The organism is Sulfurospirillum diekertiae, assembly GCF_002162315.1.
Lineage (GTDB): Bacteria > Campylobacterota > Campylobacteria > Campylobacterales > Sulfurospirillaceae > Sulfurospirillum.
Genome location: NZ_CP021416.1, coordinates 2,795,295 through 2,818,626, shown reverse-complemented (window position 1 = coordinate 2,818,626; position 23,332 = coordinate 2,795,295). Strand labels below are relative to the sequence as shown.

Genomic DNA, 23,332 nt, shown 5'->3' with positions numbered 1-23,332 from the left:
GATATGAAAATGAATCGTGCACAAAAAGGAAACATTGCAGGCATTATTGCCATATTACTTTGGGCAACCTTAGCTTTATTTACAGTTTTTACCAACCGGATTCCTCCTTTTGAATTAACGTTTATTGCTTTTAGCATTGCCTTTACACTGGGACTTTTTTTGTGGATTAAAGAGGGAAAAGGTATTGGCATTCATCTCAAATTACCATGGAAAGTTTGGTTACTTGGTATTTACGGTCTCTTTGGTTACCACTTCTTCTATTTTTTAGCTCTCAAAAGTGCTCCTGCTTTGGAAGCCAATCTTATTAATTACCTTTGGCCTTTACTCATTGTACTCCTCAGTAGCTTCTTGCCACGTGAAAAATTGAAGTGGTTTCACTTTATGGGAGCATTCTTAGGCTTTTTGGGAGTCTTTATGCTCTTAGGTTTTGACAAAGAGATTGCTTTTTCTTCTCAACATGCACAAGGTTACATGTATGCTCTTTTCTGTGCGTTGATTTGGAGTAGCTACTCTGTACTCTCCCGCTACTTTGGTGCTATTCCCACACTTTCCGTTGGCGGTTTTTGTGGCGCAAGTGCACTGCTCTCCCTTGTGGCACATCTCGTGTTTGAGCAGACCTATATTCCAAATACACAAGAGTTGTTAGCGGCAATTGGATTGGGGCTTGGACCTGTTGGTATCGCTTTTTTCGTATGGGATTATGGAATGAAGCAAGGTGATATCAAATTGATAGGCTCTCTATCGTATGCGACACCACTGCTTTCAACGCTGATGCTCGTTCTCTTTGGACGATCCGCTCCAAATAGTGCAATTTGGATTGCATGCTTTTTGATCGTCCTGGGCTCTGTCGTTTCGTCATTCTCTTTATTGGCGGGGATGTGGCAAAAAATTAGTACTCGTAATCGACCACTTTAGAGACAGCATCGAGTGATTTGATAAAGTGAATGACTTCTAGATGAATAGGGTGTGTTGCATAGGTTTGCAAGTCTTCTTTCGTTTCAAAATCACTAATCAAGGCAATATCAAACGCACGCTCTTCGGGTGAAAAATTGATACCCACTTCAAGATGTTTGACAAAAGCGAGCTTACCTTGCATACTCATGATGCGATCTTTCACCGCTTGTTTATTGGCTTCAGAATTATCAGGTAGTTTGAAAAATACAATATGTTTAACCATTTTTTCTCCTTAATTTTAAAATAATTATAGCGCATTCGTATGCCAAAAAGATGATGGTATTATGTGTGACATTTAACACTAATTTAACACTTTGGGAATAAACTCAACGATATTATTTAAAAGGAGAAAGGTATGCAAAAAAGCATATGGGCACTGTTTTTCACAATCATGTTAGCATTGGGATTGCATGCGGAAGAGTTCAATAAGATGGCAACGGGTGAACCTGAGTTAGTACAAAAAGGTGATGAAAAAGCGTATTGTCCCGTTTGTGGCATGAGCTTGAAAATGTTTTACAAAACATCACATAGTGCTATCTTAAAAGATGGTACGGCAAAACAATACTGTTCAATGCGTTGCCTTGCGGCAGATTGGAAGTCCATTGAGTCTCAAGTCAAGCAAATTGTTGTTACGGATGTCAAAAGTGAAAAACTGATCGATGTCAAAAGTGCATTTTATGTTGTAGGCTCCAAAGTTCCTGGAACGATGAGTATGGTCAGTAAGCTTGCTTTTGCCCATGAAGCCGATGCAAAAGCCTTTGCAGCTGAAAATGGTGGCGATGTGATGGGCTTTGATGCGGCGTTTGCAAAAGCGAAAGCTTCTTTGAATGATGATGTGGACGAATTTGTTAAGAAAAAGCAAAAAGGTGCATATCCAATGGGGGAGAAGATTTACAATGCAAAATGCCAAAAAGATCAAATCCATTTGCACGATTTTAATACCATTGCTGAACTCAAAGTTGGCTTGAAAAAAACACAGCTTTGTGGAGCGGTAAATGAACAAGAATTGCAAGCTGTTTCACTTTATCTATGGGAAGTTGTACGCCTTGAAGTGCATGATCATACAACAACCATCCATGTGGAAAAAGATGAAAAGTGCCCCGTATGTGGCATGTTTGCCTATAAATATCCTAAATGGGCAGCTCGAATGAATTATGTTGAGAACGGTAAACAAATCAGCCATGCGTTTGATGGTGTAAAAGATATGTTGAAGTTCTATAAAGATCCCACAAAATGGGGAAATTATACAAAACATAAAGATACGGAGCTTAAGATCTTAGTGAGTGATTACTACACGGGGGAAGCCATTGATGGGCAGAAAGCATTTTATGTAGTTGGAAGCGATGCCATGGGTCCTATGGGCAAAGAATTTATTCCTTTTAAAACGTTCAAGAGTGCCCAAACCTTTATGAAAGACCATAAAGGGTTACAAGTAATCGAATTTTCTAAAATCGATGAAGCTTTAATTGAGGCACAAGAGAAATAGGTATTTATGTTAGTGTGTGAGGTTGCTCGAAGATATAGCCTTGAAAAAAGTCAAAATCAAGTTCTCGGGCAGCTTCTACGACGGCTTTAGCGTTAAGCTGTGTCGCTACAATTTGGATATTTTTGCTTTTACAGAATGCAACCATCGCTTTACATGTAAACTGAGCAGAAGCATCAAGAGCGAGATGTCGGATCAGCTCACCGTATACCTTGACGATATCAATCATTTCCGTTTCAAATGTATGAATGAGTTCTTCGTTATCCACATTATCCAAAGCAATGCTTAACCCCATCTCTTTGAGTTCACGTATCGCATTTTGTAAAACATCAAGAGAGGTTCTTTGATCGTATTGAATCTCTAAGACAATATCTTTGCCCGAAAAACACGTTTTTAGGAAGCTCAAATATTCAGGATTTACAATGTCTTCGGAAGAAAGGTTTAGCGCAAGGCGTAGATGTGTTTGATCACTTAGTTGTGCTACTTTGTTGGCAATGCTTTTAAAGAGAGCATCATAGAGGTTGCGCTCTTTTGCAATTTTTAAAAAGAGTTTGGGTGATTGTACGGTTTGATGATAAGCTAGGCGAAGAAGCGCTTCATAGTAAGAAGGTTGCTCATTGTGATCAACGATGGCTTGAAAATGAAGGACTATTTGCCCATTATCAATCGCACCTTTTATCATGGATTCGATAGCTTCTTCATTTTCATTCATGAGCATATTAGCAAATTCTGAATAGGTCACAAACGGTTGATTTTCAGCTTTGGCAACCAGAAGTGCTTTGTGTGCTTTTTCCAAAGGTTCATAGTGGTCAAAACTAATCCCTATATGCACTGCTAGATCAATATTCTGATTTTGGTAGGCATAGCTTAGGCGTTGTATCGTATCTCGGAGAGATAACGTAATGCACTCCATTTTTGAGAGTTCAAAGGGTGTGTCTAGCAGTAATATAAATTTATCATCTTTGATACGAAAAAGCTCCATTTCATGAGCTTTTGCAAAGCTTTGTAGTGTTAAAGAAAAGGCACACAAGACAAAATTTCCACCTTCGTCGCCAAAAGCAAGATTGATATTTTTAAACTGTTTAATATCGACCAAAAAGAGTTTGGGACTTTTACATGTAAGCAATTTGTCTTCAAAGGCGCTATGAGAAGAGACTTTGGTGAGGGCATCAATCATAAAAGCTCCTGTGCTTTGTTGTATTCTTCGGGATAGTTAAGATTTAGAAACAACGTATCATCTTCGAAAGGCACATAGTGGGTATTGCTTTGCTGCAATACAAGGCGTATTTTGTGCTCATTGTGTGAGAGTAATTCGCGAATCTTTTCTGTTATGGAAGGTGCATAGATCGCACAGAGTTGGTGTGACGAACACGGTGAAGTAGCAATAACGGCATCATGATGATCTAGTTGCTTATAAAGTTTTTCAAAGACTTCCGGTGTTACAAAAGGGGTATCAACACTGAGGATACATACTGGTGTTTGGAAGTGTTCTAAAATAGAGAGGAGCGCAATAAGTGGCGAATGCTCACTATAACTGCTAATGTCTTCAATAAAAGAGGCTTCAAACTGAAATTTTGCACTGTTCTTTGCGCTGATATGTAAACTGGGGAAATAGGGTTTGAGCCTATTTAGTTGGTACTCAGTCAGTGTTTTAAAATCACCAAAGGGAAGCAAGGCTTTATCGCTTCCCATACGTGAACTTTTCCCCCCAGCGACAATGACTAAAGGCAGTGGGATAAAAAGCATTAAAGAGTTCTTGGATCGGTAATTTTGCCCATAATCGCACTTGCAGCTGCTACAGCAGAGTTAGCAAGATAAATCTCACTGGTACGAGCGCCCATACGTCCTACAAAGTTACGGTTGGTGGTGGAAACACAACGCTCGCCTTCGCCCAAAATTCCCATGTAGCCCCCTAAACACGCACCACAGGTTGGGTTACTAAAGACCGCTCCTGCTTCAATAAAAATCTCAACCAAACCCTCTTTTTGCGCTTGCAAGGAGATTTTCTGTGTTGCTGGTGTGATGATAAGGCGTGTTTTACGTGCGACTTTGCGACCTTTAAGAATCTTTGCAGCGATGCGTAAATCTTCCAAACGACCGTTGGTACAACTGCCGATAAAGACTTGATCGATGCTTAGATCATCTTTGACGGCTTCATTGATGGATTTGCCGTTTGATGGTAAAAATGGATACGCAATCACAGGATCAAGATTTGCCACGTCGATGTGAAGCTCTTGTATATAGGTAGCATCATTGTCTGAGTAAAAGAATTTTGGCTCACGTGCAAGATTTTTGTCTTTCAAAAATGCTTTGGTAATGTCATCAACTGCGACGATACCACTTTTGGCACCCGCTTCGATTGCCATATTGCACAGTGAAAAACGATCATCCATGCTCAAATAACCAATCGTGTCACCTGTAAATTCAAGGGTACGGTACAATGCACCATCGACACCTAAAATACGAATGACTTCAAGGATAAGGTCTTTCCCATAGACATAAGGTTTGGGTTTTCCGCTAAAGACCACTTTGATGGATTCGGGTACTTTAAACCAGTTTTCACCAGTGATCATCGCAAACGCAAGGTCAGTAGAGCCCATACCCGTTGCAAAAGCGCCAAGTGCTCCATGCGTACAGGTGTGTGAATCTGCACCAATGATGACATCGCCTGGAACCACCAGCCCTTTTTCGGGTAAAAGCGCATGTTCAATACCCATATCTTTTTCATCAAAATAGTGTTTAAGGTCATGTTTGTACGCAAATTCACGGCTGATTTTGGCTTGATTGGCACTGGCAATATCTTTGGCAGGAATGTAGTGATCCATGACGATGCTAAAACCATCTGGGTTTGCAAGCTTGGTCGCACCACTTTGCTCAAATGCACGAATCGAAATAGGTGTGGTAATGTCGTTGCCGATAACCATATCGATCTTACTTTTAATAATCTCGCCTGCTTTGACCGCATGACCCACGTGGTCGCTAAAAATCTTTTCAGTGATAGTTTGTCCCATGATACGCCTTTTGTTTACATGTAAAATAGGAATATTTTAGCAAAAAAAGGTTTAAGAAAAAAAAAGAGGAGAAGAGTTACCTTGGTGGTAGCCCTTCTATGAAAGAAATATGTGTCTATAAAGTGCTAGAAATGATTATCTACCGCAACCACAACCACCGCTACCGCATGAGCTTGAATCATCATTTTTTGAGGTATCGATAGAAAATGGAAGGTACGCTGGGCAAAAGCGAATCAGTGCTGTTCCTAATAAAACGACACCAATTAACCCAAACCAACTGCTATAGATCACTCCTACAATAATGACAGCAATACCTGCAATCGCGCGAATCATCTTGTCTGTTTTTCCTACATTGCATTTCATGTTAAATCCTTTATTTTGATTTTGGTTATTATAAAACAAAAAAGCTTTATTTGTCAGTAACATACGTTACAAATCTATGACAAAATTTCTATTTCTTTACGATGGAGGCGAATGAGATTTTGTTTTTCGAGGTCTTTAAGTACGCGACTTACCACAACACGTGACGTCCCTAATGCCTCTGCAATCTCTTCATGGGTCGCTTGTACAAGGTTTGAATGATGTGTTCTGAGCCATTCAAGAATGCGGCTATCGAGTTTTTTAAATTTTATGTCTTGAATAAGTGTCGCAAGCGCATCAAGTTTGATCGTAAAGAGTGAAAAAACATAGTTGAGGTACGTAGGGGATTGGTGCATTAGATGCTTAACGACCTCTTCACTGACCATCCACCCTTCAACATCGCTCAAGCTTTGTGCTGTGCCAATGGCGGGTGTTTGAGAGATCGTGCTTGAAGTGTTAATGACGCATTGTTCTCCCTCTTTGAGTGCATACAAAGGGATTTTTTTATCGTTTTCGCCATACATATAAAGTTCTATTTCGCCTTTGCCTAAAAGCAAAATATCTTTACAAATATCTTCTTGATAAAAAAGTATGGTATTTTTAGGGATGGAAACGCGTTTTGCATGGCGCATAAGATATTCAAATTCTTCGTGGCTTAAGGCTTTGGCAAATTCAAACTCGTTCAAACTCAGCATTATTTACCTTTACATGTAAGAATGCTTTATTGTACAAAAATTTTACCCAAAATGCTCAAAATCGTAATCTCATGGAATGGACTATGCGAACCCTTTGTAGTGTGCTAAAAAGCGTTTAATACCCTCGGTTGCAAAAAGTGCTTCGCTCCAAGGTTTGGGGTCGATAATATCAAAATGCTTCTCTTTTAAAACATACACACAGGCTTGAATGGGCTCATTTTTGACTAGGAGTTCTACTTCCGTGCGTTCATAATACTCACCCTCAAATGCATCTAAAATAGCCATGTCTTCTTCATTGATATCGTAATAAACGACTCCTTCCACAAGTTCATTGGCTTTAAAAATAACGGGGTATTCATCTCCTTTGACAGAACGTCTTGCATAGCCTGCCAAGCTTGCTTGTTGTGAGAGATAATTTCCTTTGATGAGTCTATTCCAGACGTCTTCAAACATTAATGATCCATACGTGAAAAGATGTGCCATACGCTACTCCTTGATTGAAAATGATACCACTTTTTGTCACCGCTTGGTTGCTCAAAAATTATGCAAAGAGGGTATAATAATAAGAAATCATCCAAGGTTTCTTAATGTTTACATGTAAAACAACCAACATGCATGAAGATTTTTGCGCCCTGACGCATGCATTGGATTTAGAGCTGAATGCACGTTATGGCAAAGAGCAAGCGCTGTATGACAAACACAATGTGATTGACCCAATAGAGACAGCATTAATCGGTTATGAAGAGGATATTCCCGTTGCCTGCGGATGTTTTAAAAAGATTGATGAGACAACGGTTGAGATCAAACGCATGTTTGTACAGCCTGCACATCGCAGACGTGGATTTTCTTCGCGTATCTTAGGTGAATTAGAAGCGTGGGCAAGCGAACTTGGGTTTTGTGAAGCGCGTTTGGAAACAGGAAAGGGGCAGCCCGAAGCGATAGCGCTTTATGCCAAAATGGGGTATGCGGTCATTCCCAATTATGGACCTTATGTGGGGATGGAAAATAGCGTCTGTATGCGCAAAGCACTAAGGAGCTAGCATGGTACACTGCACTTTTTCTTCACCGGTGGGATTGTTGTTGATCAGCGCAGATGCGAAAGGCATTTGCGGGCTTGATTTTGATGACAATGGCGAGATTATGAAAGACTCAAACCCTCACATTGAGCTTTTAAAACATGAGTTGGAAGCGTACTTTTCAGGTAAACTCAAAACATTTAGCGTGCCTTTGCATCCTAAAGGGACACCGTTTCAAGAGAGTGTTTGGAAAACACTTCAAAACATTCCTTACGGCGAGACCATTTCGTACAGCCGTGAAGCCGAACTGCTCAAGCATCCCAAAGCCACACGCGCAGTTGCAAATGCCAATGGCAAAAACAGAATTGCCATTGTGATTCCCTGCCACCGTGTGATCGCCAAAGATGGCGGCATTGGAGGGTATGGTGGAGGATTGTGGCGTAAAGAATATTTATTAGCATTGGAGCAGAAATATCGATGAAAGTGGTTTTAGCAATTGATTCATTTAAAGGATGTGCGAGTTCTCAGGAGCTCTCCGCGTGGATAGAAGAGGGTATTAAAGAAGTTTATACCGAGGCGGATGTGCATTCGTGTTATATTGCCGATGGCGGCGAGGGAATGCTCTCAGCGCTGATGCAAAATGTGAAAGGCAAGATCGTTACATGTAAGGTGCATGACCCATTGATGAATCCGATCAGCGCGCAGTATGGCATTTTGGAAGATGGCACCACCGCTGTCATTGAGATGGCACAAGCAGGTGGGCTTCCGCTCGTTCCCAAAGAAAAACGCAATCCACTTCTTACGACAACGTTTGGCGTAGGTGAGCAGATCAAAGATGCGATTGAAAAAGGGTGTCGAAAGTTTATTGTCGGCATTGGCGGTAGTGCGACCAATGATGCCGCCCTTGGAATGCTTCAAGCACTGGGGTATCGCTTTTTGGATGCATCTGGTAAAGAGCTTGGTTTGGGTGGCGCGATTTTGGAGAGTGTGCATCATATCGATGAAAGCCATGTTTTACCCGAGCTTAAAACCTGTGAATTTATTGTCGCGTGCGATGTCGATAACGTGATGTATGGACCAAGCGGTTCAGCGCATGTGTATGCCGCGCAAAAAGGGGCAGATGAGGCGATGATCGAACGCCTTGATGCAGGAATGAAACATTTTACACAGGTTTTGAAAAATACACTAGACAAAGATGTCGCAATGAATGCAGGCTCAGGCGCGGCGGGCGGCATGGGTGGCGGTATGCAAGCCTTTTTAAATGCGACCCTTCGCTCTGGCATTGAGATTATTTTAGATCAGATCGGCTTTGATGCCCATCTTAACAATGCAACGCTTGTGTTGACAGGAGAAGGACGCATCGATAGACAATCGTTGATGGGCAAAGTGCTCAGTGGCGTCTCCAAGCGCTGTAAAAAAGCAGGTGTGCCCCTCATCGCCTTAGGTGGTGGCATTGCCGATGAGCTTGAAGAGCATGAGGGTGTGGATGCCATTTTTTCAGTGATGCGCTACCCCATGAGTTTGGAAGAGGCGATGGAAAAATCAAGGGCTGAAAAACTAGTAAAACAGAGTGTAAAAGAGATATTTAGACTGATCAAATTAATAAAAAATTCTGCCTCATAAGAGGCAAAAGCACCAAAGGTGCGTTGGCATTCTGCCAAAGAAAACCTAGTGTTAACGTAGTTTTTAGAGTTTTGCTTTAAAAACGTGTCAAGAGTTCTGCTAAGAACTCCAATTAAAAATGAAAAAAGAGATGTATGAAACACAGTGAACTGGTTTGTATCAATGACTATTTAAAGCAATACCGTAAAATTTCCTCGATTTACCGTGTGGATGATAGTGTTTTGCGCATTATTTTTGAAGCGGGAGAGCCACTGTTTATTGACCTTGGGCGCGGGGACTCTTTTATGTTCTTTAAAGAAGATTTCAAACAAGCCAAGCGTTATACCGCACCTTTTGATGTTCTGCTTGCCAAACGGTTTTCCAATGCGAAGATCGAGTCGATGGACGTGGAAGAGGGGAACCGCATCTGGCGCATTGGGGTGTTGGCGAGTTCGAGTTACAAAGCGATGCGTACAACGTTGCAATTGGAATTTACGGGGCGCAATACCAATGTGATTATTTTGGATGAAAACGAAGTGGTTTTAGAGGCAATGCGCCATATTGACGCGAGTGTTTCGTTTCGCAGTGTTAAAGTGGGTGAAGTCCTGGAGAAATTGCCGCCCAAAGAGCTCAAAGAGAAGCCATTTGACCTAAACGTAACCTTGGAGGAGTATCTTAAAGATGCGTACGAAAAACGCTTACATGTAAAGCTTGAAGAGATCAAAAAACAGAAGATTGCACAGGTGGTGAAAAAGATCACGAAGCTCTCCCAAGCAATTGATGCACTCGAAAATGAAGAAGAGTTGATGGTGAAAAGTGACGAGGTGCAAAAAGAGGCAACCTTGGTTTTGGCCTATTTGCACACCAATGCGATCAAAGGGTATCAAGAGAGCGTGACGTTGCAAGATTTTGAAGGGCATGATGTGACGATCAATCTGCCACAAGCACAAACGCCGCAAATGGCAGCGAATATGCTCTTTAAAAAAGTCGAAGAAACTACGTCAAAAGCACTCTCTGTGCATCGTCAGAAAGAAAACTTGGAAGAGAAACGACTCTTTTTGGAGCGAATGGTGGGGGTTATTAACGCGGCACATGATCCTGAAGAGATACATATTTTAGTGCCAAAACAGCGCAAATCAAAGCAAAAAGGCGATGAAAGCAATTTGTATGAGACCTTTTTGTTAGAGGGGTATCGCATTTTGCTCGGTAAAAATGAAAAAGGGAACATCGCGCTCTTGCAAGAGGCGAAAAAGAACGATATATGGTTACATGTAAAAGATATACCTTCCTCTCATGTCATCATTTGCACCGAAAAACAGAGCGTTCCCGAATCGGTGCTTATATTTGCTGCAAAATTGTGTGTGGAGTTTAGCCTCTCTCAAAAAGGCGGCTATTTGGTCGATTATACGAAACGTAAAAACGTGAAGCCTTTTGATGGAGCGAATGTTGCTTATGAAGAGTATCAAACGCTTAAAATATACAAAGAGTAGAATTCTGGTTCTGGCTCGAAAGAGCCAAGCTTTAGTGCATAGCGCAGCGTAGCTTTTTAGGCTTTGCTTAAGAAGCGTGTAAAAAATAAAAGTGAACCAAGCTTCAGTGCCCTCGTGGCTAACGTAGTTTTACGAGCTTTTGCTTGTGAAATGTATGCAAACAGGAGGCTTTTATGGCAAGTGTTGGTCCTATTGGAAATGTTGTTTATGCTAACCAAATGGTAACCGTGCAAGCGGCAAAACAGATGGACTATCAAAATAGTGTTCAGATGCAAAGTATGATAGCTGAAGCAATGCAGAATGAAAAAGAAGAGGTTGTTGAGGATGTAAGACCTGCTGAAGAGACCTATAAAATTGATCCTGAAAATGAGCATGAGCGCCAAAGAGGTGAAGAAGAAAATGGTGCGACGGAAGAGCAAATGAAGCAACAAGAGGAGATGAAAAAGCATCCTGAAGCCGAAGAAGAGGAAGTCCCTGCCGTACATGATGGTCATTTAGACGTTAAAGCTTAGCCTCACCTTGACTTTGCTATGATTGCCTCTTTAGACAACATCCTTAAAAGAGTCCCTATGAACTTTAAAGCACTCTACGAATCAAATAAGCAGCGCGTTTTCACGGGCTTTGTGATGCTCGCATTTGCTATAGTGGTCGCATTTTTAAACAACACACTCCTCACATGGCTCATTCTTGGTGCTATGTATTTACTCGCTTTTTATGAGGCGATGAACCTTTTTGATGTCAAAGACAATAAACTGTATGTGTATGCGGTACTTTTATGGTTGGCAGCATTTGTCTACCCCAATCCTGATGATCTGATCTATTTAGCGCTGATTGGATTTTTGGCAGTTATGGCTTACACTAAAAATGTGAATTATAAACTTCTTGCACCTTTTTTATACCCTTCGGTTTCGATGCTATTTCTTTACGCTCTTTACCATGATTTTGGCATGTCCGTTTTGGTATGGCTTGTGATCGTCGTAGCCCTTACCGATACAGGTGCATATTGCGTAGGTAAAAGCATTGGTAAAACACCTTTTTCCCCAACTTCTCCCAATAAAACACTTGAAGGTGTTGTTGGTGGTGTGGTGATTGCTACCGTCGTGGGTGCGCTCTATGGCACGTTTTTGATTCCATTGTGGCTTTCGGCGCTCATTGCCTTTGTGACCTCTGTGTCATCTGTATTTGGTGATCTTTTTGAGAGTTATCTCAAACGAGAAGCGGGGCTAAAAGACAGTGGTACGCTCTTCCCTGGGCATGGTGGAATGTTAGACAGACTCGATGGTTACCTTTTTGGTGGCGTGGTCATGGTCATCTTGCTTCGGGGGCTCGCGTAAGTGGTACTTTTAGGCTCAACAGGCTCCATTGGCGTCAATGCGCTGATCATTGCAAAACGTTTTGGTATTATGGTAGAAGCCCTAGTTGCGGGTAAAAATATTGCACTTCTTAATGAACAAATTAAAGAGCACCACCCCAAATACGTTGCCATTAGTGACGCAAATGATCGTAAATTGGTCAATCATACCAATGTATTTGTCGGTAAAGAGGGTATTTTAGAGCTCTTACAAAAAACACAGAGCTATTTGGTTGTCAATGCTTTGGTTGGATTTGTTGGGCTAGCTCCTAGCATTGAAGCATTGCGACTTGGAAAACGCTTAGCACTTGCCAATAAAGAATCTCTTGTCGTGGCAGGGCATCTGTTGGATACCTCTCATATTACCCCTATTGATAGTGAACATTTTGGGCTGTGGTATCTTTTAGGAAAACGCCCAGTTCGTGGCATGACGATTACTGCGAGTGGTGGCGCTTTTCGTGACACCCCCCTTGAAGAACTTGGAAAGATGTCTTTTCAGGATGCTCTCAAACATCCTAATTGGAGTATGGGCGCGAAGATAACCATTGATAGTGCGACCATGACCAATAAACTCTTTGAACTTTTAGAGGCTAAATGGCTTTTTGGTGTTGATAGACTTGATGCCATCATCGAACCAAAATCCCTAATACATGCCTTTATTAATTTTAAAGATGGTAGTACAACAGCTCATTTAGCGGTTGCAGATATGAAACTACCCATTGCGTTTGCTCTGGTAGGCGAAGTGGAAGAGCCTATTTTACCTTCCCTTGATCTTGCTTCTATTGGCTCCTTTTCGTTTCAAAAAATTGAAGCAGCACGTTATCCGATTTGGGAGATCAAAGAGGACGTATTAGCCCATCCAACACGCGGCGTTGTGATCAATGCAGCCAATGAAGTGGGCATCGCAAAGTTTTTTAATCAAGAGATTAATATTTTAGAGCTCGCAGAACGAACGATTAAAGCGTATCGACACTTTGAAGATGCCATTCCCAAAAGCTTGGATGAGGTCTTTGAAATTGATCGCGAAGTGAGACGTTACTGCTTATCCTTTTAACGGTACATGTAAAGATTTCCAAACAGAAAAATTCTCCATCAAGAGGTATTGATGTTACACAAAACAGATTACAATTTTAGGTTTAAGGACAGTATTATTGGGTTGCAGTTTTTATTTGTTGCTTTTGGTGCATTAGTTTTAGTGCCAATCTTGACAGGATTAGACCCCAATGTTGCGCTCTTCACCGCAGGTCTCGGAACGCTTTTGTTTCAACTCACCACACGCGAGCAGATCCCTCCTATTTTTTTAGCGTCATCTTTTTCGTTTATAGCGCCGATTATTTACGGGCTTAAAACATGGGGATTAGCGGGTACGCTGTGCGGGCTTGCGGCGGCAGGGTTATTCTATTTTTTCTTAAGTATTCTTGTTCGTATTAAAGGCTCAGACTTTTTGCATAAGATTTTTCCCGCAGTGGTCGTAGGCCCTGTTATTATGACGATTGGTTTGATTCTCTCTCCTGTAGCGGTGAATATGGCAATGGGAAAAACGGGTGATGGTGCGATTGTTTTAGTCCCGCTTCATCAAGCGATGATGGTTTCAATGTCAGCGCTGATCGTAACCCTTTTGGTAGCGCTTTTAGGCAAAGGTGTGCTGAAGTTACTGCCTATTTTATGTGGAATTATCGCTGGGTATACTGTTTCGCTTATTTTGGGCATTGTGAGTTTTGACTCGGTAGCCAAAGCGGCATGGTTTGCCATACCAAATTTTGTAACCCCTGAGTGGAATCTTGAAGCGATTCTTTACATTTTACCGATTGCTATTGCCCCAGCAGTTGAGCATGTGGGTGGTATTTTAACCATCAGCAATGTCACTAAAACCGATTATTTGAAAAAACCCGGGTTAAAAACGACTCTTTTAGGCGATGCGATTGCTACAACGGCGGCATCGATGCTAGGCGGCCCTCCAAATACAACCTATTCTGAAGTTACCGGTGCGGTTACGATTACTAAAGCATTCAATCCTGCCATTATGACCTGGGCAGCACTTTTTGCGATTATTTTAGCGTTTGTGGGAAAATTGGGCGGTCTTTTAGCCACGATTCCTGTTCCTGTTATGGGCGGGATTTTGCTACTTCTTTTTGGTATTATCGCTTCCATTGGTTTGGGAACGATGGTGAGAGAGCAAGTCGATATGAATGACCCTCGCAATATGATTATTGTCTCCATGATTTTGGTTTTAGCCATTGGTGGTATGGTGGTTGATATGGGGGGAGTTGCATTTAGCGGTATTGGTTTAGGTGCGATTGTGGGTATTGTACTCAATTTGGTGTTGCCTAAAGGGCATCATATTAGCGAACAATAAATAAGGAAAATAGATGGAGATGATTGAAAAATTGGTAGCGACGCTTTCAGGTATTGTTTGGGGTGCCCCAATGCTTGTATTGCTAGTAGGTACAGGTCTTTATTTGACAGTTATTTTACGGGGTATGCAGTTTTGGGCGTTGCCCCATGCGTTAAAACTTATTTTTCACAAAGAGAGTGATGGTGAAGGTGAAATCAGTCACTTTGCCGCCCTTATGACAGCCCTTGCCGCAACGGTAGGTATTGGTAACATTGTAGGTGTTGCTACAGCAATTACTCTGGGTGGCCCTGGAGCTGTTTTTTGGATGTGGATGACGGGACTTGTAGGAATGGCAACGAAATACTCTGAGGCAGTTCTCGCAGTGAAATACCGCCAAAAAGGACATCATCATGGCTTTAAAGGTGGTCCGATGTACTACCTTACGTATGGTCTTAATATGCCGAAACTGGGTATGGCTTTTGCTATTTTTACTGCCATTGCAGCATTTGGTATTGGTAATATGACACAAGCCAATGCCGTCGCTCAGATTTTAAGCAGTGAAATGGCCATTCCAACATGGGTAACAGGCGTGGTTCTTTTGACCCTAACAGCCGTGGTTATTTTGGGGGGGATTAAATCGATTGGTAACTTTACCTCATTTCTTGTCCCATTCATGATTTTGGCGTATGTCTCTGTTTCTTTGGTTATTTTAGCAATGAACCTTGATAAATTAGGCGATGCCTTTGGTCTTATTTTCCATTATGCCTTTAGCCCTATTGCTGCGGGTGGTGGATTTGTAGGGGCTACAATGGCAGCAGCTATTCGCTACGGTGTCGCACGTGGTGTTTTTTCCAACGAATCAGGTCTTGGCTCAGCGCCTATTGCGGCAGCGGCAGCCAAAACAAACGATCCCGTGCGTCAAGCCTTAGTCAGCATGACTCAAACATTTATTGATACTTTAGTGGTTTGTACGATGACAGCACTCATTATCTTGATCTCGCCATTTTGGCAACAAGGGGTCAGTCCAAGTGCACTGACAATGCAGAGCTTTCAGCTTCATTTAGGAACATTTGGCGGAATTGTAGTTGTGATTTCAACTGTTTTATTTGCCTATTCGACGATTTTGGGGTGGAGTTACTACGGTGAAAAGGCATTTGAGTACATCTTCGGTGAGCGATTTATTCGTTTATACCGTGTTTTGTTTATTGGAGGTGTGATGGTTGGCTCGATGCTGAAACTTGAGTTTGTCTGGAATTTTTCAGATCTTATGAATGGTATGATGGCAATTCCGAACCTTATAGCACTGCTGCTACTCTCTCGTGTCATTTCGGCTGAGAGTAAGCGTTATTTTGAGAGTCTCAAGTAAGGAAAAACAGGGTATGTTTCGCCTTTCGTTCGCATTTGCTGCTATTGCGGTTTTATCGCTTATTAATTTCTACAGTTACAAGCGTTTTCTCAAACGCTTGGATCTGTTTTTTAAGATTCAAGATGTAATCAAATGGGCGATGATCGTCATTACCCTATGTGAAATATGTTACTTCTTAGTCCTTCGTTTGGACAACCTTGATCCCATTTTATACACACTCTTTTCGGCGATGATTGGTGTCTCCTTTATGTTATTTTGTGTGGCACTCCTTTACGATCTCTTTCATATTCCTTATGCCAAAATCCCTCATGATTACTCCAGACGATTGTTTATCAAAATGGTATTTGATGTCACGATGCTTATTCTCGCACTCTCGTACATCACCAAAGGCTTTCTCAATGGTATGAAAGCACCACGTATTAAAGAGGTGGATATTTTCATCGATGGTTTGGAATCGGAGCTTAGCATTGTTCAGATTACGGATGTGCACATCGGTAAAACCCTTGGAAAGTCCTTTATGGATGATGTTGTGAAGCAAGTGAATGCTTTAGATGCGGACATGGTTGTCATTACTGGCGACTTGATCGATATGCCGGTCAATCAAATTGGTGACAAACTTGACTCTTTGCGTGCCATTCAGAGTCGTTTGGGGGTTTACTATGTGCCAGGAAATCATGAGTATTTTTATGGGGTTCACAAAATTATGGAGCATGTGCACACTTTGGGCGTTCATGTTCTCTCCAATCGTTCTATGGTCATTAATCATACGATTAATCTTGCGGGTGTGATGGATATGTCAGGCAAACGTTTCGATTTTGAGCCACCTGATCTAAAGCGTGCACTTTTACATGTAAAGCCAGAATTACCAACAATTTTACTCTCTCATCAACCTAAAATTGTCAAAGAAATGAGCGGTGAAAAGATTGATCTGATTCTCAGCGGTCACACACATGGAGGGCAGATTTTTCCTTTTGGTCTTTTGGTTCTCCTTGATCAACCTTATTTAAGCGGTCTGTATCAACATTCAAAGCACACACAAGTCTTTGTCAGTAATGGTGCTGGTTTTTGGGGGCCAGCAGTGCGTATTATGGCGCCTAGTGAAATCGTCAAAATTAATCTTAAAGTCAAAAAAGCATGAAACAGTTTCTTTTTCTTCTCTTGGTTTCTATTATTTTAGGTGGCTGTAGTGCCAAACAAGACGCTTTACATGTAATGCCTGACCAAGTCTCTGCTCTCACCTCCGAACTGACACAGTTAAGCCCCGATGTTGACTACCAAGAAGCACGTATGTTTGCCTATGAATCGTTGCTGTACCCTCAAATTTTAGCGGAACGTTATGGGCTTGTCTATCCACCAACGTTTCATAATTTTTTGATTAATACAGGGCTTAAAGATCGAGGGCTTTGTTATCAGTGGAGTGAAGATATGATCACGCATCTTAAAAGTTTGAAGTACCAAAGCTTTGACTTGCGCTGGGGTGTGGCGAATAAGGGTGAATTTAATGAGCACAATTCCGTCGTCGTTGTTGCGAAAGGTGCACCGTTCCGTACGGGTATTTTGATCGACCCGTGGCGCAACTCTGGTGTGCTTTATTGGGCAAAAATAGGGGACGATCCAGATTATAAATGGGTTGAAAATTTAGAGCGAAGTCGTTATTATGGGACGGTTGAACGCTAAGCTGTCTTTTGTAAGATGATGCGAATAACACTCGCCCTTCCGATATGTTTATCCCCTTCATTCAGGGTAACAACTTCTTGCGCCAGTTTCAAAATTTTGCAAGAGAGGTTTGTTACCGTATCTAGAATATCATTGACATCGTAGAGAAAAGTAAGATCTTTTGGTCCTCCACTCTCGAAATGGATTTGGCTTTCACTAAAAAATTCGGCAATAAAATAACCTTGAGGGGCAAGCGCTTCGACCGATTTTTCAAAAAGCATTTTTTGATAGGGCTTGGCGAGATGTAGATAGGTGCAGATAACGGAATCATAGAGCGTGTCAGGTTGCCAATACTCCAAAAGTGTATGACGAATTTTGATAAAGACATAATGCTCTTTTGCACGTTTGCGTAGTTTGAAAAGTGCTACATCTGAAGCATCCAAAGCTTCGACTTCAAGGCCTTTATCGGCTAAGAAAATGGCATTACGCCCTTCTCCTTCACCCAAGCAAAGCACTTTTTTTGCTTGAAGCAAAAGGTCACTGTTCTCTTTAATAAAATTATTGGGTGCTTCACCGTAGATAAAATGGTTTGTTTGAAATTTTTCATTCCAAAATGCTTGCATCTGCACCCTTGTTTTTATCGTTATTATCAGTTTATTGTAACACAATTTAAATCAATGACATTCTTTTTTATTTTCGTTAAAATCTTTTCATCATACGAAGGAGTCACAATGAAATACCCTACTTTTTTTGATACGATAGAAACCATCACACTGTATGACCCTCTCTCGGAAGTGTTAGGTGCTTTTGAAAAGGGAGAAATTATTTTTAGTTATTTGGATGTTGTCAAAAGTGCAGGGCATAGTTGTCCAACGATTGCAGGCGCTTACTTGATGGTAAGAGAAGGGCTTAAAGTGCTTTATCCTAACGCGATACCCGAGCGAGGCGGTATCAAAGTTTTCTTTAAAGAGGCGCAAAAGGAAGGAACAACAAGTGTCGTTGCTAATGTCTTTTCACTGATAACAGGAGCAACTGATTCTTGGGGATTTAAAGGTTTAGGGGCTCATTACAAACGCACAGATTTGATGTTTTTTAATGCTCAAATACCTTTACATGTAAGAATGCAGCGCATGGATACGGGTAAATTTGTGGATGTCGCTTATAATCCTAGTGGTATTGAGGTTGACCCTCTGATGCAACCCTTAATGCAAAAGTTACTTACTGAAACACTCAATGCGGAAGAAAAAAATGCTTTTTTCACGTTTGTGGCAGGCGAGGGTAGGCAAAATTTTAGAATATTTTGATAAAGTAATAACTATAAAATAACCCAACTGGAGTATGAATTGTTAAGCTTAAAAAAACAAAATATTACCAAATGGATTGTTTTTTTACCTGCCTTCGCAATTCTACTTACTTTTTCGATTACCTTGGCGATTATTATCTCCGCTGAGCGTGCTGAGTATTACAAATCACTTGAAAATACACGTGTTGCTTATGTGAAACGCTCTAAAGCTCAAGCACAAGAGCGCATTGATAAATTGATCGATTATATCAATGAAAATGAAAAATTTTTGATGAATGAAGCGAAAGACGAAGTTAAAAACATTGTCAATTTTGCCTATAAAAGCATTAATGATATTTATATTGAAAACCCCAACCTTCCACGAGATCAAATTTTAGAAAAAATTAAAAAAAAAGTTAAGAGATACGCGCTTTTTAACGATCTTAGCGGGTATTATGTCATTTTTGGTTTGGATGGAACGTGTATCATGCATGGTGCCAATAAAGAGTTAGAAGGAAAAAATTTTCTTGATGCACAAGATGCGGCAGGCCAATATTATATTAAAGAGGGAATTGAACGGCTTAAAAAAGAGGAAGCTTTTTCGCTGATTTATCCTTGGAAAAATCCTCAAGATGAAAAAGTTCGTAATAAAATAGGCTATACTAAACAATTTGCTCCTTTAAATATCTATGTTGCCAGTGGGCGTTATGAAGATGAGCTGAGAGAGCGGATTAAAAAAGAGACTCAAAAACTGCTTCTCAATACGAAGTATGGCGAGTATGGCTATATTTTCGCTTACGATTATGATGGCAATACCATTTCACATGGCGACCATTCGCTGGTTGGCAAAAATAGACTGGACGTTGTCACCAACCATCAATTTATTATCAAAGATATTGTCGAAGGGGGTAAGCGCAATCCTGAGGGCTTCTTTATGAGCTATATTGCCTCTTATCATCCTACGGCGCAAGATCGTAGCAAGGTCTCTTTTATTCGCGCAATTCCACAGTTTAGGTGGGTGATTGGCACAGGTGCATACTTGTATGAAGAAAATAATGCGATGTTAGAACAAGAACAGATCCTTAAAGACAAAATGCAATCAACAATTATTAACATGTTGGCAGTCTCGTTGATTATTATGCTTTTGGTCATGGGAATTATGTTTTTTATCTCAACAAAACTTCGTTCAGTTCTCGCACGTTATGAAAACCACTTACTTTTAAGTAACAAGCAAATTAGAGAACAAAAAATGGTTTTTGAAACGCTGTATCAAAAATCTGCCGATGGAATTTGGTTGTTGAAAGAGGGTGTTTTTGTAGACTGTAACGAAGCAATTATGAAGATGTTCAAAGCCAAAGACAAAAAAGAACTTATCAATGTGACTTTAGCAGATCTCTCACCAGAATTTCAGCCAGATGAACAGAGTTCTTATGAAAAAGCTCTTTGGATGAATGCATTGGCATCACAACAAAGTGTCCATAAATTTGAGTGGCAAGCGCGAGCATGTGATGGGAAGCTTTTTTGGATTAGTGTCATGATGACAACCATTCATATGGATAAAGGCATCATTCAACACTGCTCTGTGCGCGATATTACCATTCGTAAAGCACTTGAAGACGAGAATAAAAACCAGAAAAAACTTTTAATTCATCAAGTGGAACACGATACTCTCACAGGACTTCCCAATCGTAATCTTTTACAAGATAGGCTCACTCAAGCGATCAAAAAAGCGAGTCGCGATGGTAAAGTTTTAGGTGTTATGTTTGTGGATATTGATAAATTTAAAAGTGTTAATGACTCTTTAGGCCACGATGCAGGTGATATCCTTTTAACAACGATTGCCACACGTATGAAAAGTAGTGTACGCGAGACAGATACGGTAGCACGATTAAGTGGTGATGAGTTTATTGTATTGCTTGATGGGTGTAAAGATGTGAGTGATATCTTTATTGCGATTAAGAAATTGGTTTCTGCCTTTCAAGAACCTTTCCTTTTGGGAAATGAGAGTTTTAAAATCACCATGAGTATTGGTGTGAGCGTTTATCCAAATGATGGTGAAGTCGCGAGTAAACTCCTCAAAAATGCTGATATTGCGATGTATAAAGCTAAATCAAAAGGGCGCAATCGTTATGTCTTTTTTGATCAAGAGATGAACCAAGAGACAAATGAACATCTGGAAATTGAAAAGAGCTTGCGTAAAGCACTGGATAAAAATGAGTTTGTGATTTTCTATCAGCCACAAATTAATCTTCAAAGTGAAAAAATTGTGGGTTTTGAAGCACTTATTCGTTGGAATCATCCAACACGAGGTTTGACGGCACCGGGATATTTTATCAATATTGCAGAAGAGAGCGAGCTCATCATTGAGATTGGAAATTGGGTGATTAAAGAGGTGATGCGTCAGATCAAAGTTTGGTATGACATGGGGCTTGATCCTGGAAAAACTGCGATTAATATTGCGGGAAAACAGCTGGAAGAGGCTGGATTAGTCGCTTTTATGATTCAAAGTTTACGCGAGAGTGGGTGTAAGCCTGAATGGATAGAAATGGAAATTGTTGAACGATTTATTATGAAAGATACTACTAAATCCATAGCACTGTTAAAACGGTTTCGAGAATTAGGGGTTGATATTTCGATTGATGATTTTGGAACGGGACACTCTTCGCTAGCGTATCTTAAACAACTCCCGATTACAAAGCTAAAAATCGATCAAAGTTTTGTTCAGAATTTAGAAGAGAGCGGGGAAGATCGTGCAATCGCTCGAACGATCATTGAGCTTGGGCGTGGTTTGGGGCTCAAAGTCTTAGCAGAGGGTGTTGAGACACAAGGTCAAAAAGAGTTTATCTATAGCAGTGGGTGTGAGTTAATGCAAGGTTATCTCTTTAGTAAGCCTATCGCCGCCGCAGATGCAGAGCTTTTATTAAAAAATCAAATGCACATGTTATAATCATAGCAGGAAACAATGAAACAGGGCAGAGTATGAAACGAAGATATTTTTTAGGATTAATGGGTGCAACGTTAGTAGGAAGTTTGGCACAGGCTGATGAGTTAAAACATCCCGATATTTGGCTTAAAGATGAGCAAAAGGTTATTTTTGACGCTGTGATGAAAAAGCTTGATATGGTTGAGCGAACAGTTGGTTACGCTAACTTTAATCTCATCTCTTTTGATGAAACACTTAAGATTGCTAAAAATTATCCTAAAATAGGCGCCTTTACACCTGCTGAAATTGCTTACATTGAAGAAATTTTTTATACCGATCCTGTAATTTATGGTTTTTATGGGAAACGAACGGTTGAAGATTTGAGTCATAGTATTCCTGAAAAAGATGTCACTAAAATTGATGGTACAGGGCATTATGTCTACCGAGAGACTTCACAAGAGCTTTTAACGCGCTTAATGAAAGATATTGGGCCAACACTGATTTTAACATCGGGTGTTCGCAGTGTCATGAAGCAACTCAGCCTTCATATGGAAAAAATTAAAAATGAAAATGGCAATATTACCATTGCGACACGTTCTTTAGTCCCTCCCGGATTTTCTTACCATTCAGTAGGTGATTTTGATGTGGGAAAACGTGGCTGGGGACGTCAAAATTTTACAGCTAATTTTGCACGTACGGAAGAGTTTTGGAATTTGCAAAAGCTCTCTTACGTTTCGACACGCTATACCATTGGTAATGGAGATGGTGTTCGGTATGAGCCATGGCATGTGAAGATTGTATAGATGATCTTAAGCATTGAAAGTAGCTGTGATGATAGCTCGATTGCGATCACACGTTTAAGCGATAAAAAACTTCTTTTTCACAAAAAAATTTCACAAGACGCGGAACATGCTAAATACGGTGGTGTTGTACCCGAACTTGCGGCACGTCTTCACGCGGTAACGCTTCCCAAAATACTTGAAGAAGCACAGCCTTATTTTAGTGAACTAAAAGCCATTGCCGTAACCAATGAGCCAGGACTTTCCGTTAGCTTGGTCGAAGGTGTCAGCATGGCAAAGGCACTCAGCGTTGCTCTTCATCTTCCACTACTGGGGATTAATCATCTCAAAGGGCATATCTGCTCCCTCTTTATCGAAGATGAAATACGTTTTCCGATGGATGTTTTATTGGTCTCAGGAGGACACACACAGCTTTTACATGTAAAGAGCTTAGAAGAAATAACATTGCTTGCAACAACGATGGATGACAGCTTTGGCGAGAGTTTTGACAAGGTAGGAAAAATGTTAGGACTTCCATATCCTGCTGGACCTCTTATCGAGGCGTATGCTTTAAAAGGCAATGCCAAACGATTTGATTTTACGATTCCTTTACAAGGCACTTCTACTTCGCTACTGGCCTTTAGTTATTCGGGTCTTAAAAACCAAGTGAGACTTTGCGTTGAAGCGCAAGAAAAGTTGGATGAACAGACCATCTGCGATATCTGTGCATCGTTTCAGCGTGTGGCCGTTGCGCATCTGATGCAAAAGATCAAAAAAGCGTATAAAGAGCGTTCTGTGGAGCATTTTGGAGTAGTGGGAGGAGCGAGTGCAAATCTCTATTTACGAGGCGAACTCGAAGCGTTTTGTGCTTCCAAAAAAGCGACACTGCATACTGCAAAAATGGAATTTTGCTCTGATAATGCCGCAATGATAGGTCGCTGTGCCGTGGAAGCCTATGCTAAAGGCACTTTTGTAAGCATAGTTGATTTAAAAGTACGCAGCACATACGAAAGATTATTTTCTTTTAAT

Annotated in this window: 24 protein-coding genes and 1 pseudogene; 17 read left to right on the top strand and 8 right to left on the bottom strand. The window is 40.9% G+C overall.

Annotation, left to right across the window (positions count from 1 at the left end):
• The first annotated feature begins 9 nt into the window (after positions 1 to 9).
• On the top strand, positions 10 to 915 hold the full coding sequence (gene yddG / locus Sdiek1_RS14450) for an aromatic amino acid exporter YddG (RefSeq protein ID WP_202819569.1): 906 nt from the start codon (positions 10 to 12) through the stop codon (positions 913 to 915).
• On the opposite strand, the gene Sdiek1_RS14445 is transcribed toward yddG, so the two are convergent.
• On the bottom strand, positions 890 to 1,177 hold the full coding sequence (locus Sdiek1_RS14445) for a Dabb family protein (protein WP_087439751.1): 288 nt from the start codon (positions 1,175 to 1,177) through the stop codon (positions 890 to 892). The genes yddG and Sdiek1_RS14445 overlap by 26 nt on opposite strands.
• A 132-nt stretch (positions 1,178 to 1,309) precedes the next feature.
• Between Sdiek1_RS14445 and Sdiek1_RS14440 the strand changes: the two genes are divergently transcribed.
• Positions 1,310 to 2,440 carry a nitrous oxide reductase accessory protein NosL gene (locus Sdiek1_RS14440; protein ID WP_087439750.1) on the top strand — a complete coding sequence of 377 codons (1,131 nt, stop codon included), beginning with the start codon at positions 1,310 to 1,312 and terminating at the stop codon, positions 2,438 to 2,440.
• Positions 2,441 to 2,444: 4 nt separating this feature from the next.
• Here Sdiek1_RS14440 and Sdiek1_RS14435 read toward each other — a convergent pair whose 3' ends face one another.
• The 6 genes from Sdiek1_RS14435 to Sdiek1_RS14410 form a co-directional block, all read right to left on the bottom strand.
• Entirely contained in the window at positions 2,445 to 3,614 is a 1,170-nt protein-coding gene (locus Sdiek1_RS14435; RefSeq protein ID WP_087439749.1) for an EAL domain-containing protein, read from the bottom strand.
• On the bottom strand, positions 3,611 to 4,183 hold the full coding sequence (gene mobA / locus Sdiek1_RS14430; protein WP_087439748.1) for a molybdenum cofactor guanylyltransferase: 573 nt from the start codon (positions 4,181 to 4,183) through the stop codon (positions 3,611 to 3,613). Before mobA ends, Sdiek1_RS14435 begins: the two co-directional genes overlap by 4 nt.
• The gene (gene leuC / locus Sdiek1_RS14425; RefSeq protein ID WP_087439747.1) at positions 4,183 to 5,448 is read right to left on the bottom strand and encodes a 3-isopropylmalate dehydratase large subunit; all 1,266 of its coding nucleotides are present in this window, start codon (positions 5,446 to 5,448) and stop codon (positions 4,183 to 4,185) included. Before leuC ends, mobA begins: the two co-directional genes overlap by 1 nt.
• A 135-nt stretch (positions 5,449 to 5,583) precedes the next feature.
• Positions 5,584 to 5,811: a YgaP family membrane protein gene (locus Sdiek1_RS14420; protein WP_087439746.1), complete on the bottom strand. Its 228-nt coding sequence runs from the start codon at positions 5,809 to 5,811 to the stop codon at positions 5,584 to 5,586.
• 74 nt (positions 5,812 to 5,885) lie between these two features.
• Entirely contained in the window at positions 5,886 to 6,503 is a 618-nt protein-coding gene (locus Sdiek1_RS14415) for a Crp/Fnr family transcriptional regulator (protein ID WP_087439745.1), read from the bottom strand.
• Positions 6,504 to 6,584: 81 nt separating this feature from the next.
• Positions 6,585 to 6,986 carry a gamma-glutamylcyclotransferase family protein gene (locus Sdiek1_RS14410; protein ID WP_087439744.1) on the bottom strand — a complete coding sequence of 134 codons (402 nt, stop codon included), beginning with the start codon at positions 6,984 to 6,986 and terminating at the stop codon, positions 6,585 to 6,587.
• A 104-nt stretch (positions 6,987 to 7,090) separates the two neighbouring features.
• On the opposite strand from Sdiek1_RS14410, the gene Sdiek1_RS14405 reads away from it, so the two are divergent.
• The 11 genes from Sdiek1_RS14405 (at position 7,091) to Sdiek1_RS14355 (ending at position 17,340) form a co-directional block, all read left to right on the top strand.
• Entirely contained in the window at positions 7,091 to 7,543 is a 453-nt protein-coding gene (locus Sdiek1_RS14405; RefSeq protein ID WP_087439743.1) for a GNAT family N-acetyltransferase, read from the top strand.
• Position 7,544: 1 nt separating this feature from the next.
• Entirely contained in the window at positions 7,545 to 8,000 is a 456-nt protein-coding gene (locus tag Sdiek1_RS14400; RefSeq protein WP_087439742.1) for a methylated-DNA--[protein]-cysteine S-methyltransferase, read from the top strand.
• Positions 7,997 to 9,142: a glycerate kinase family protein gene (locus Sdiek1_RS14395; RefSeq protein WP_087439741.1), complete on the top strand. Its 1,146-nt coding sequence runs from the start codon at positions 7,997 to 7,999 to the stop codon at positions 9,140 to 9,142. The genes Sdiek1_RS14400 and Sdiek1_RS14395 overlap by 4 nt, the downstream gene beginning before the upstream one ends.
• Before the next feature lie 134 nt (positions 9,143 to 9,276).
• Positions 9,277 to 10,611 carry an NFACT RNA binding domain-containing protein gene (locus Sdiek1_RS14390; RefSeq protein WP_087439740.1) on the top strand — a complete coding sequence of 445 codons (1,335 nt, stop codon included), beginning with the start codon at positions 9,277 to 9,279 and terminating at the stop codon, positions 10,609 to 10,611.
• Positions 10,612 to 10,784: 173 nt separating this feature from the next.
• A complete protein-coding gene (locus Sdiek1_RS14385; RefSeq protein ID WP_087439739.1) occupies positions 10,785 to 11,123 on the top strand; it encodes a hypothetical protein in 339 nt (112 codons plus the stop codon).
• 57 nt (positions 11,124 to 11,180) lie between these two features.
• Complete coding sequence (locus tag Sdiek1_RS14380; protein ID WP_087439738.1) at positions 11,181 to 11,945, top strand: phosphatidate cytidylyltransferase; 765 nt, start codon at positions 11,181 to 11,183, stop codon at positions 11,943 to 11,945.
• Positions 11,946 to 13,016 (top strand): 1-deoxy-D-xylulose-5-phosphate reductoisomerase, encoded by a 1,071-nt coding sequence (gene dxr / locus Sdiek1_RS14375; protein WP_087439737.1) that lies wholly within the window; start codon positions 11,946 to 11,948, stop codon positions 13,014 to 13,016.
• A 51-nt stretch (positions 13,017 to 13,067) separates the two neighbouring features.
• Entirely contained in the window at positions 13,068 to 14,318 is a 1,251-nt protein-coding gene (locus tag Sdiek1_RS14370) for a uracil-xanthine permease family protein (protein ID WP_087439736.1), read from the top strand.
• 13 nt (positions 14,319 to 14,331) lie between these two features.
• Positions 14,332 to 15,663: an alanine/glycine:cation symporter family protein gene (locus tag Sdiek1_RS14365; protein ID WP_087439735.1), complete on the top strand. Its 1,332-nt coding sequence runs from the start codon at positions 14,332 to 14,334 to the stop codon at positions 15,661 to 15,663.
• A 13-nt stretch (positions 15,664 to 15,676) separates the two neighbouring features.
• Positions 15,677 to 16,801 carry a metallophosphoesterase gene (locus Sdiek1_RS14360; RefSeq protein ID WP_087439734.1) on the top strand — a complete coding sequence of 375 codons (1,125 nt, stop codon included), beginning with the start codon at positions 15,677 to 15,679 and terminating at the stop codon, positions 16,799 to 16,801.
• A complete protein-coding gene (locus Sdiek1_RS14355) occupies positions 16,798 to 17,340 on the top strand; it encodes a hypothetical protein (protein WP_087439733.1) in 543 nt (180 codons plus the stop codon). Before Sdiek1_RS14360 ends, Sdiek1_RS14355 begins: the two co-directional genes overlap by 4 nt.
• Here the strand turns inward: Sdiek1_RS14355 and Sdiek1_RS14350 are convergent.
• Entirely contained in the window at positions 17,337 to 17,942 is a 606-nt protein-coding gene (locus Sdiek1_RS14350; protein ID WP_087439732.1) for a class I SAM-dependent methyltransferase, read from the bottom strand. The genes Sdiek1_RS14355 and Sdiek1_RS14350 overlap by 4 nt on opposite strands.
• Positions 17,943 to 18,050: 108 nt before the next feature.
• Between Sdiek1_RS14350 and Sdiek1_RS14345 the strand changes: the two genes are divergently transcribed.
• The 4 genes and pseudogenes from Sdiek1_RS14345 to tsaD all read left to right on the top strand — a co-directional run.
• Entirely contained in the window at positions 18,051 to 18,623 is a 573-nt protein-coding gene (locus tag Sdiek1_RS14345) for a hypothetical protein (RefSeq protein ID WP_238099041.1), read from the top strand.
• A gap of 39 nt (positions 18,624 to 18,662) precedes the next feature.
• Positions 18,663 to 21,548 carry a bifunctional diguanylate cyclase/phosphodiesterase gene (locus Sdiek1_RS14340; RefSeq protein ID WP_087439731.1) on the top strand — a complete coding sequence of 962 codons (2,886 nt, stop codon included), beginning with the start codon at positions 18,663 to 18,665 and terminating at the stop codon, positions 21,546 to 21,548.
• A gap of 32 nt (positions 21,549 to 21,580) precedes the next feature.
• On the top strand, positions 21,581 to 22,327 hold the full coding sequence (locus Sdiek1_RS14335) for a M15 family metallopeptidase (RefSeq protein WP_087439730.1): 747 nt from the start codon (positions 21,581 to 21,583) through the stop codon (positions 22,325 to 22,327).
• Positions 22,328 to 23,308 (top strand): annotated as a pseudogene (tsaD, locus tag Sdiek1_RS14330) (tRNA (adenosine(37)-N6)-threonylcarbamoyltransferase complex transferase subunit TsaD); the annotation flags it as partial.
• Positions 23,309 to 23,332 lie beyond the last annotated feature (24 nt).

Bases quoted from the DNA above. Each gene is read 5' to 3' on its own strand.
- yddG (WP_202819569.1), top strand. From the start codon at position 10: ATGAATCGTGCACAAAAAGGAAACATTGCAGGCATTATTGCCATATTA.
- Sdiek1_RS14445 (WP_087439751.1), bottom strand. From the start codon at position 1,177: ATGGTTAAACATATTGTATTTTTCAAACTACCTGATAATTCTGAAGCC.
- Sdiek1_RS14440 (WP_087439750.1), top strand. From the start codon at position 1,310: ATGCAAAAAAGCATATGGGCACTGTTTTTCACAATCATGTTAGCATTG.
- Sdiek1_RS14435 (WP_087439749.1), bottom strand. From the start codon at position 3,614: ATGATTGATGCCCTCACCAAAGTCTCTTCTCATAGCGCCTTTGAAGAC.
- mobA (WP_087439748.1), bottom strand. From the start codon at position 4,183: ATGCTTTTTATCCCACTGCCTTTAGTCATTGTCGCTGGGGGGAAAAGT.
- leuC (WP_087439747.1), bottom strand. From the start codon at position 5,448: ATGGGACAAACTATCACTGAAAAGATTTTTAGCGACCACGTGGGTCAT.
- Sdiek1_RS14420 (WP_087439746.1), bottom strand. From the start codon at position 5,811: ATGAAATGCAATGTAGGAAAAACAGACAAGATGATTCGCGCGATTGCA.
- Sdiek1_RS14415 (WP_087439745.1), bottom strand. From the start codon at position 6,503: ATGCTGAGTTTGAACGAGTTTGAATTTGCCAAAGCCTTAAGCCACGAA.
- Sdiek1_RS14410 (WP_087439744.1), bottom strand. From the start codon at position 6,986: ATGGCACATCTTTTCACGTATGGATCATTAATGTTTGAAGACGTCTGG.
- Sdiek1_RS14405 (WP_087439743.1), top strand. From the start codon at position 7,091: ATGTTTACATGTAAAACAACCAACATGCATGAAGATTTTTGCGCCCTG.
- Sdiek1_RS14400 (WP_087439742.1), top strand. From the start codon at position 7,545: ATGGTACACTGCACTTTTTCTTCACCGGTGGGATTGTTGTTGATCAGC.
- Sdiek1_RS14395 (WP_087439741.1), top strand. From the start codon at position 7,997: ATGAAAGTGGTTTTAGCAATTGATTCATTTAAAGGATGTGCGAGTTCT.
- Sdiek1_RS14390 (WP_087439740.1), top strand. From the start codon at position 9,277: ATGAAACACAGTGAACTGGTTTGTATCAATGACTATTTAAAGCAATAC.
- Sdiek1_RS14385 (WP_087439739.1), top strand. From the start codon at position 10,785: ATGGCAAGTGTTGGTCCTATTGGAAATGTTGTTTATGCTAACCAAATG.
- Sdiek1_RS14380 (WP_087439738.1), top strand. From the start codon at position 11,181: ATGAACTTTAAAGCACTCTACGAATCAAATAAGCAGCGCGTTTTCACG.
- Sdiek1_RS14370 (WP_087439736.1), top strand. From the start codon at position 13,068: ATGTTACACAAAACAGATTACAATTTTAGGTTTAAGGACAGTATTATT.
- Sdiek1_RS14365 (WP_087439735.1), top strand. From the start codon at position 14,332: ATGGAGATGATTGAAAAATTGGTAGCGACGCTTTCAGGTATTGTTTGG.
- Sdiek1_RS14360 (WP_087439734.1), top strand. From the start codon at position 15,677: ATGTTTCGCCTTTCGTTCGCATTTGCTGCTATTGCGGTTTTATCGCTT.
- Sdiek1_RS14355 (WP_087439733.1), top strand. From the start codon at position 16,798: ATGAAACAGTTTCTTTTTCTTCTCTTGGTTTCTATTATTTTAGGTGGC.
- Sdiek1_RS14350 (WP_087439732.1), bottom strand. From the start codon at position 17,942: ATGCAAGCATTTTGGAATGAAAAATTTCAAACAAACCATTTTATCTAC.
- Sdiek1_RS14345 (WP_238099041.1), top strand. From the start codon at position 18,051: ATGAAATACCCTACTTTTTTTGATACGATAGAAACCATCACACTGTAT.
- Sdiek1_RS14335 (WP_087439730.1), top strand. From the start codon at position 21,581: ATGAAACGAAGATATTTTTTAGGATTAATGGGTGCAACGTTAGTAGGA.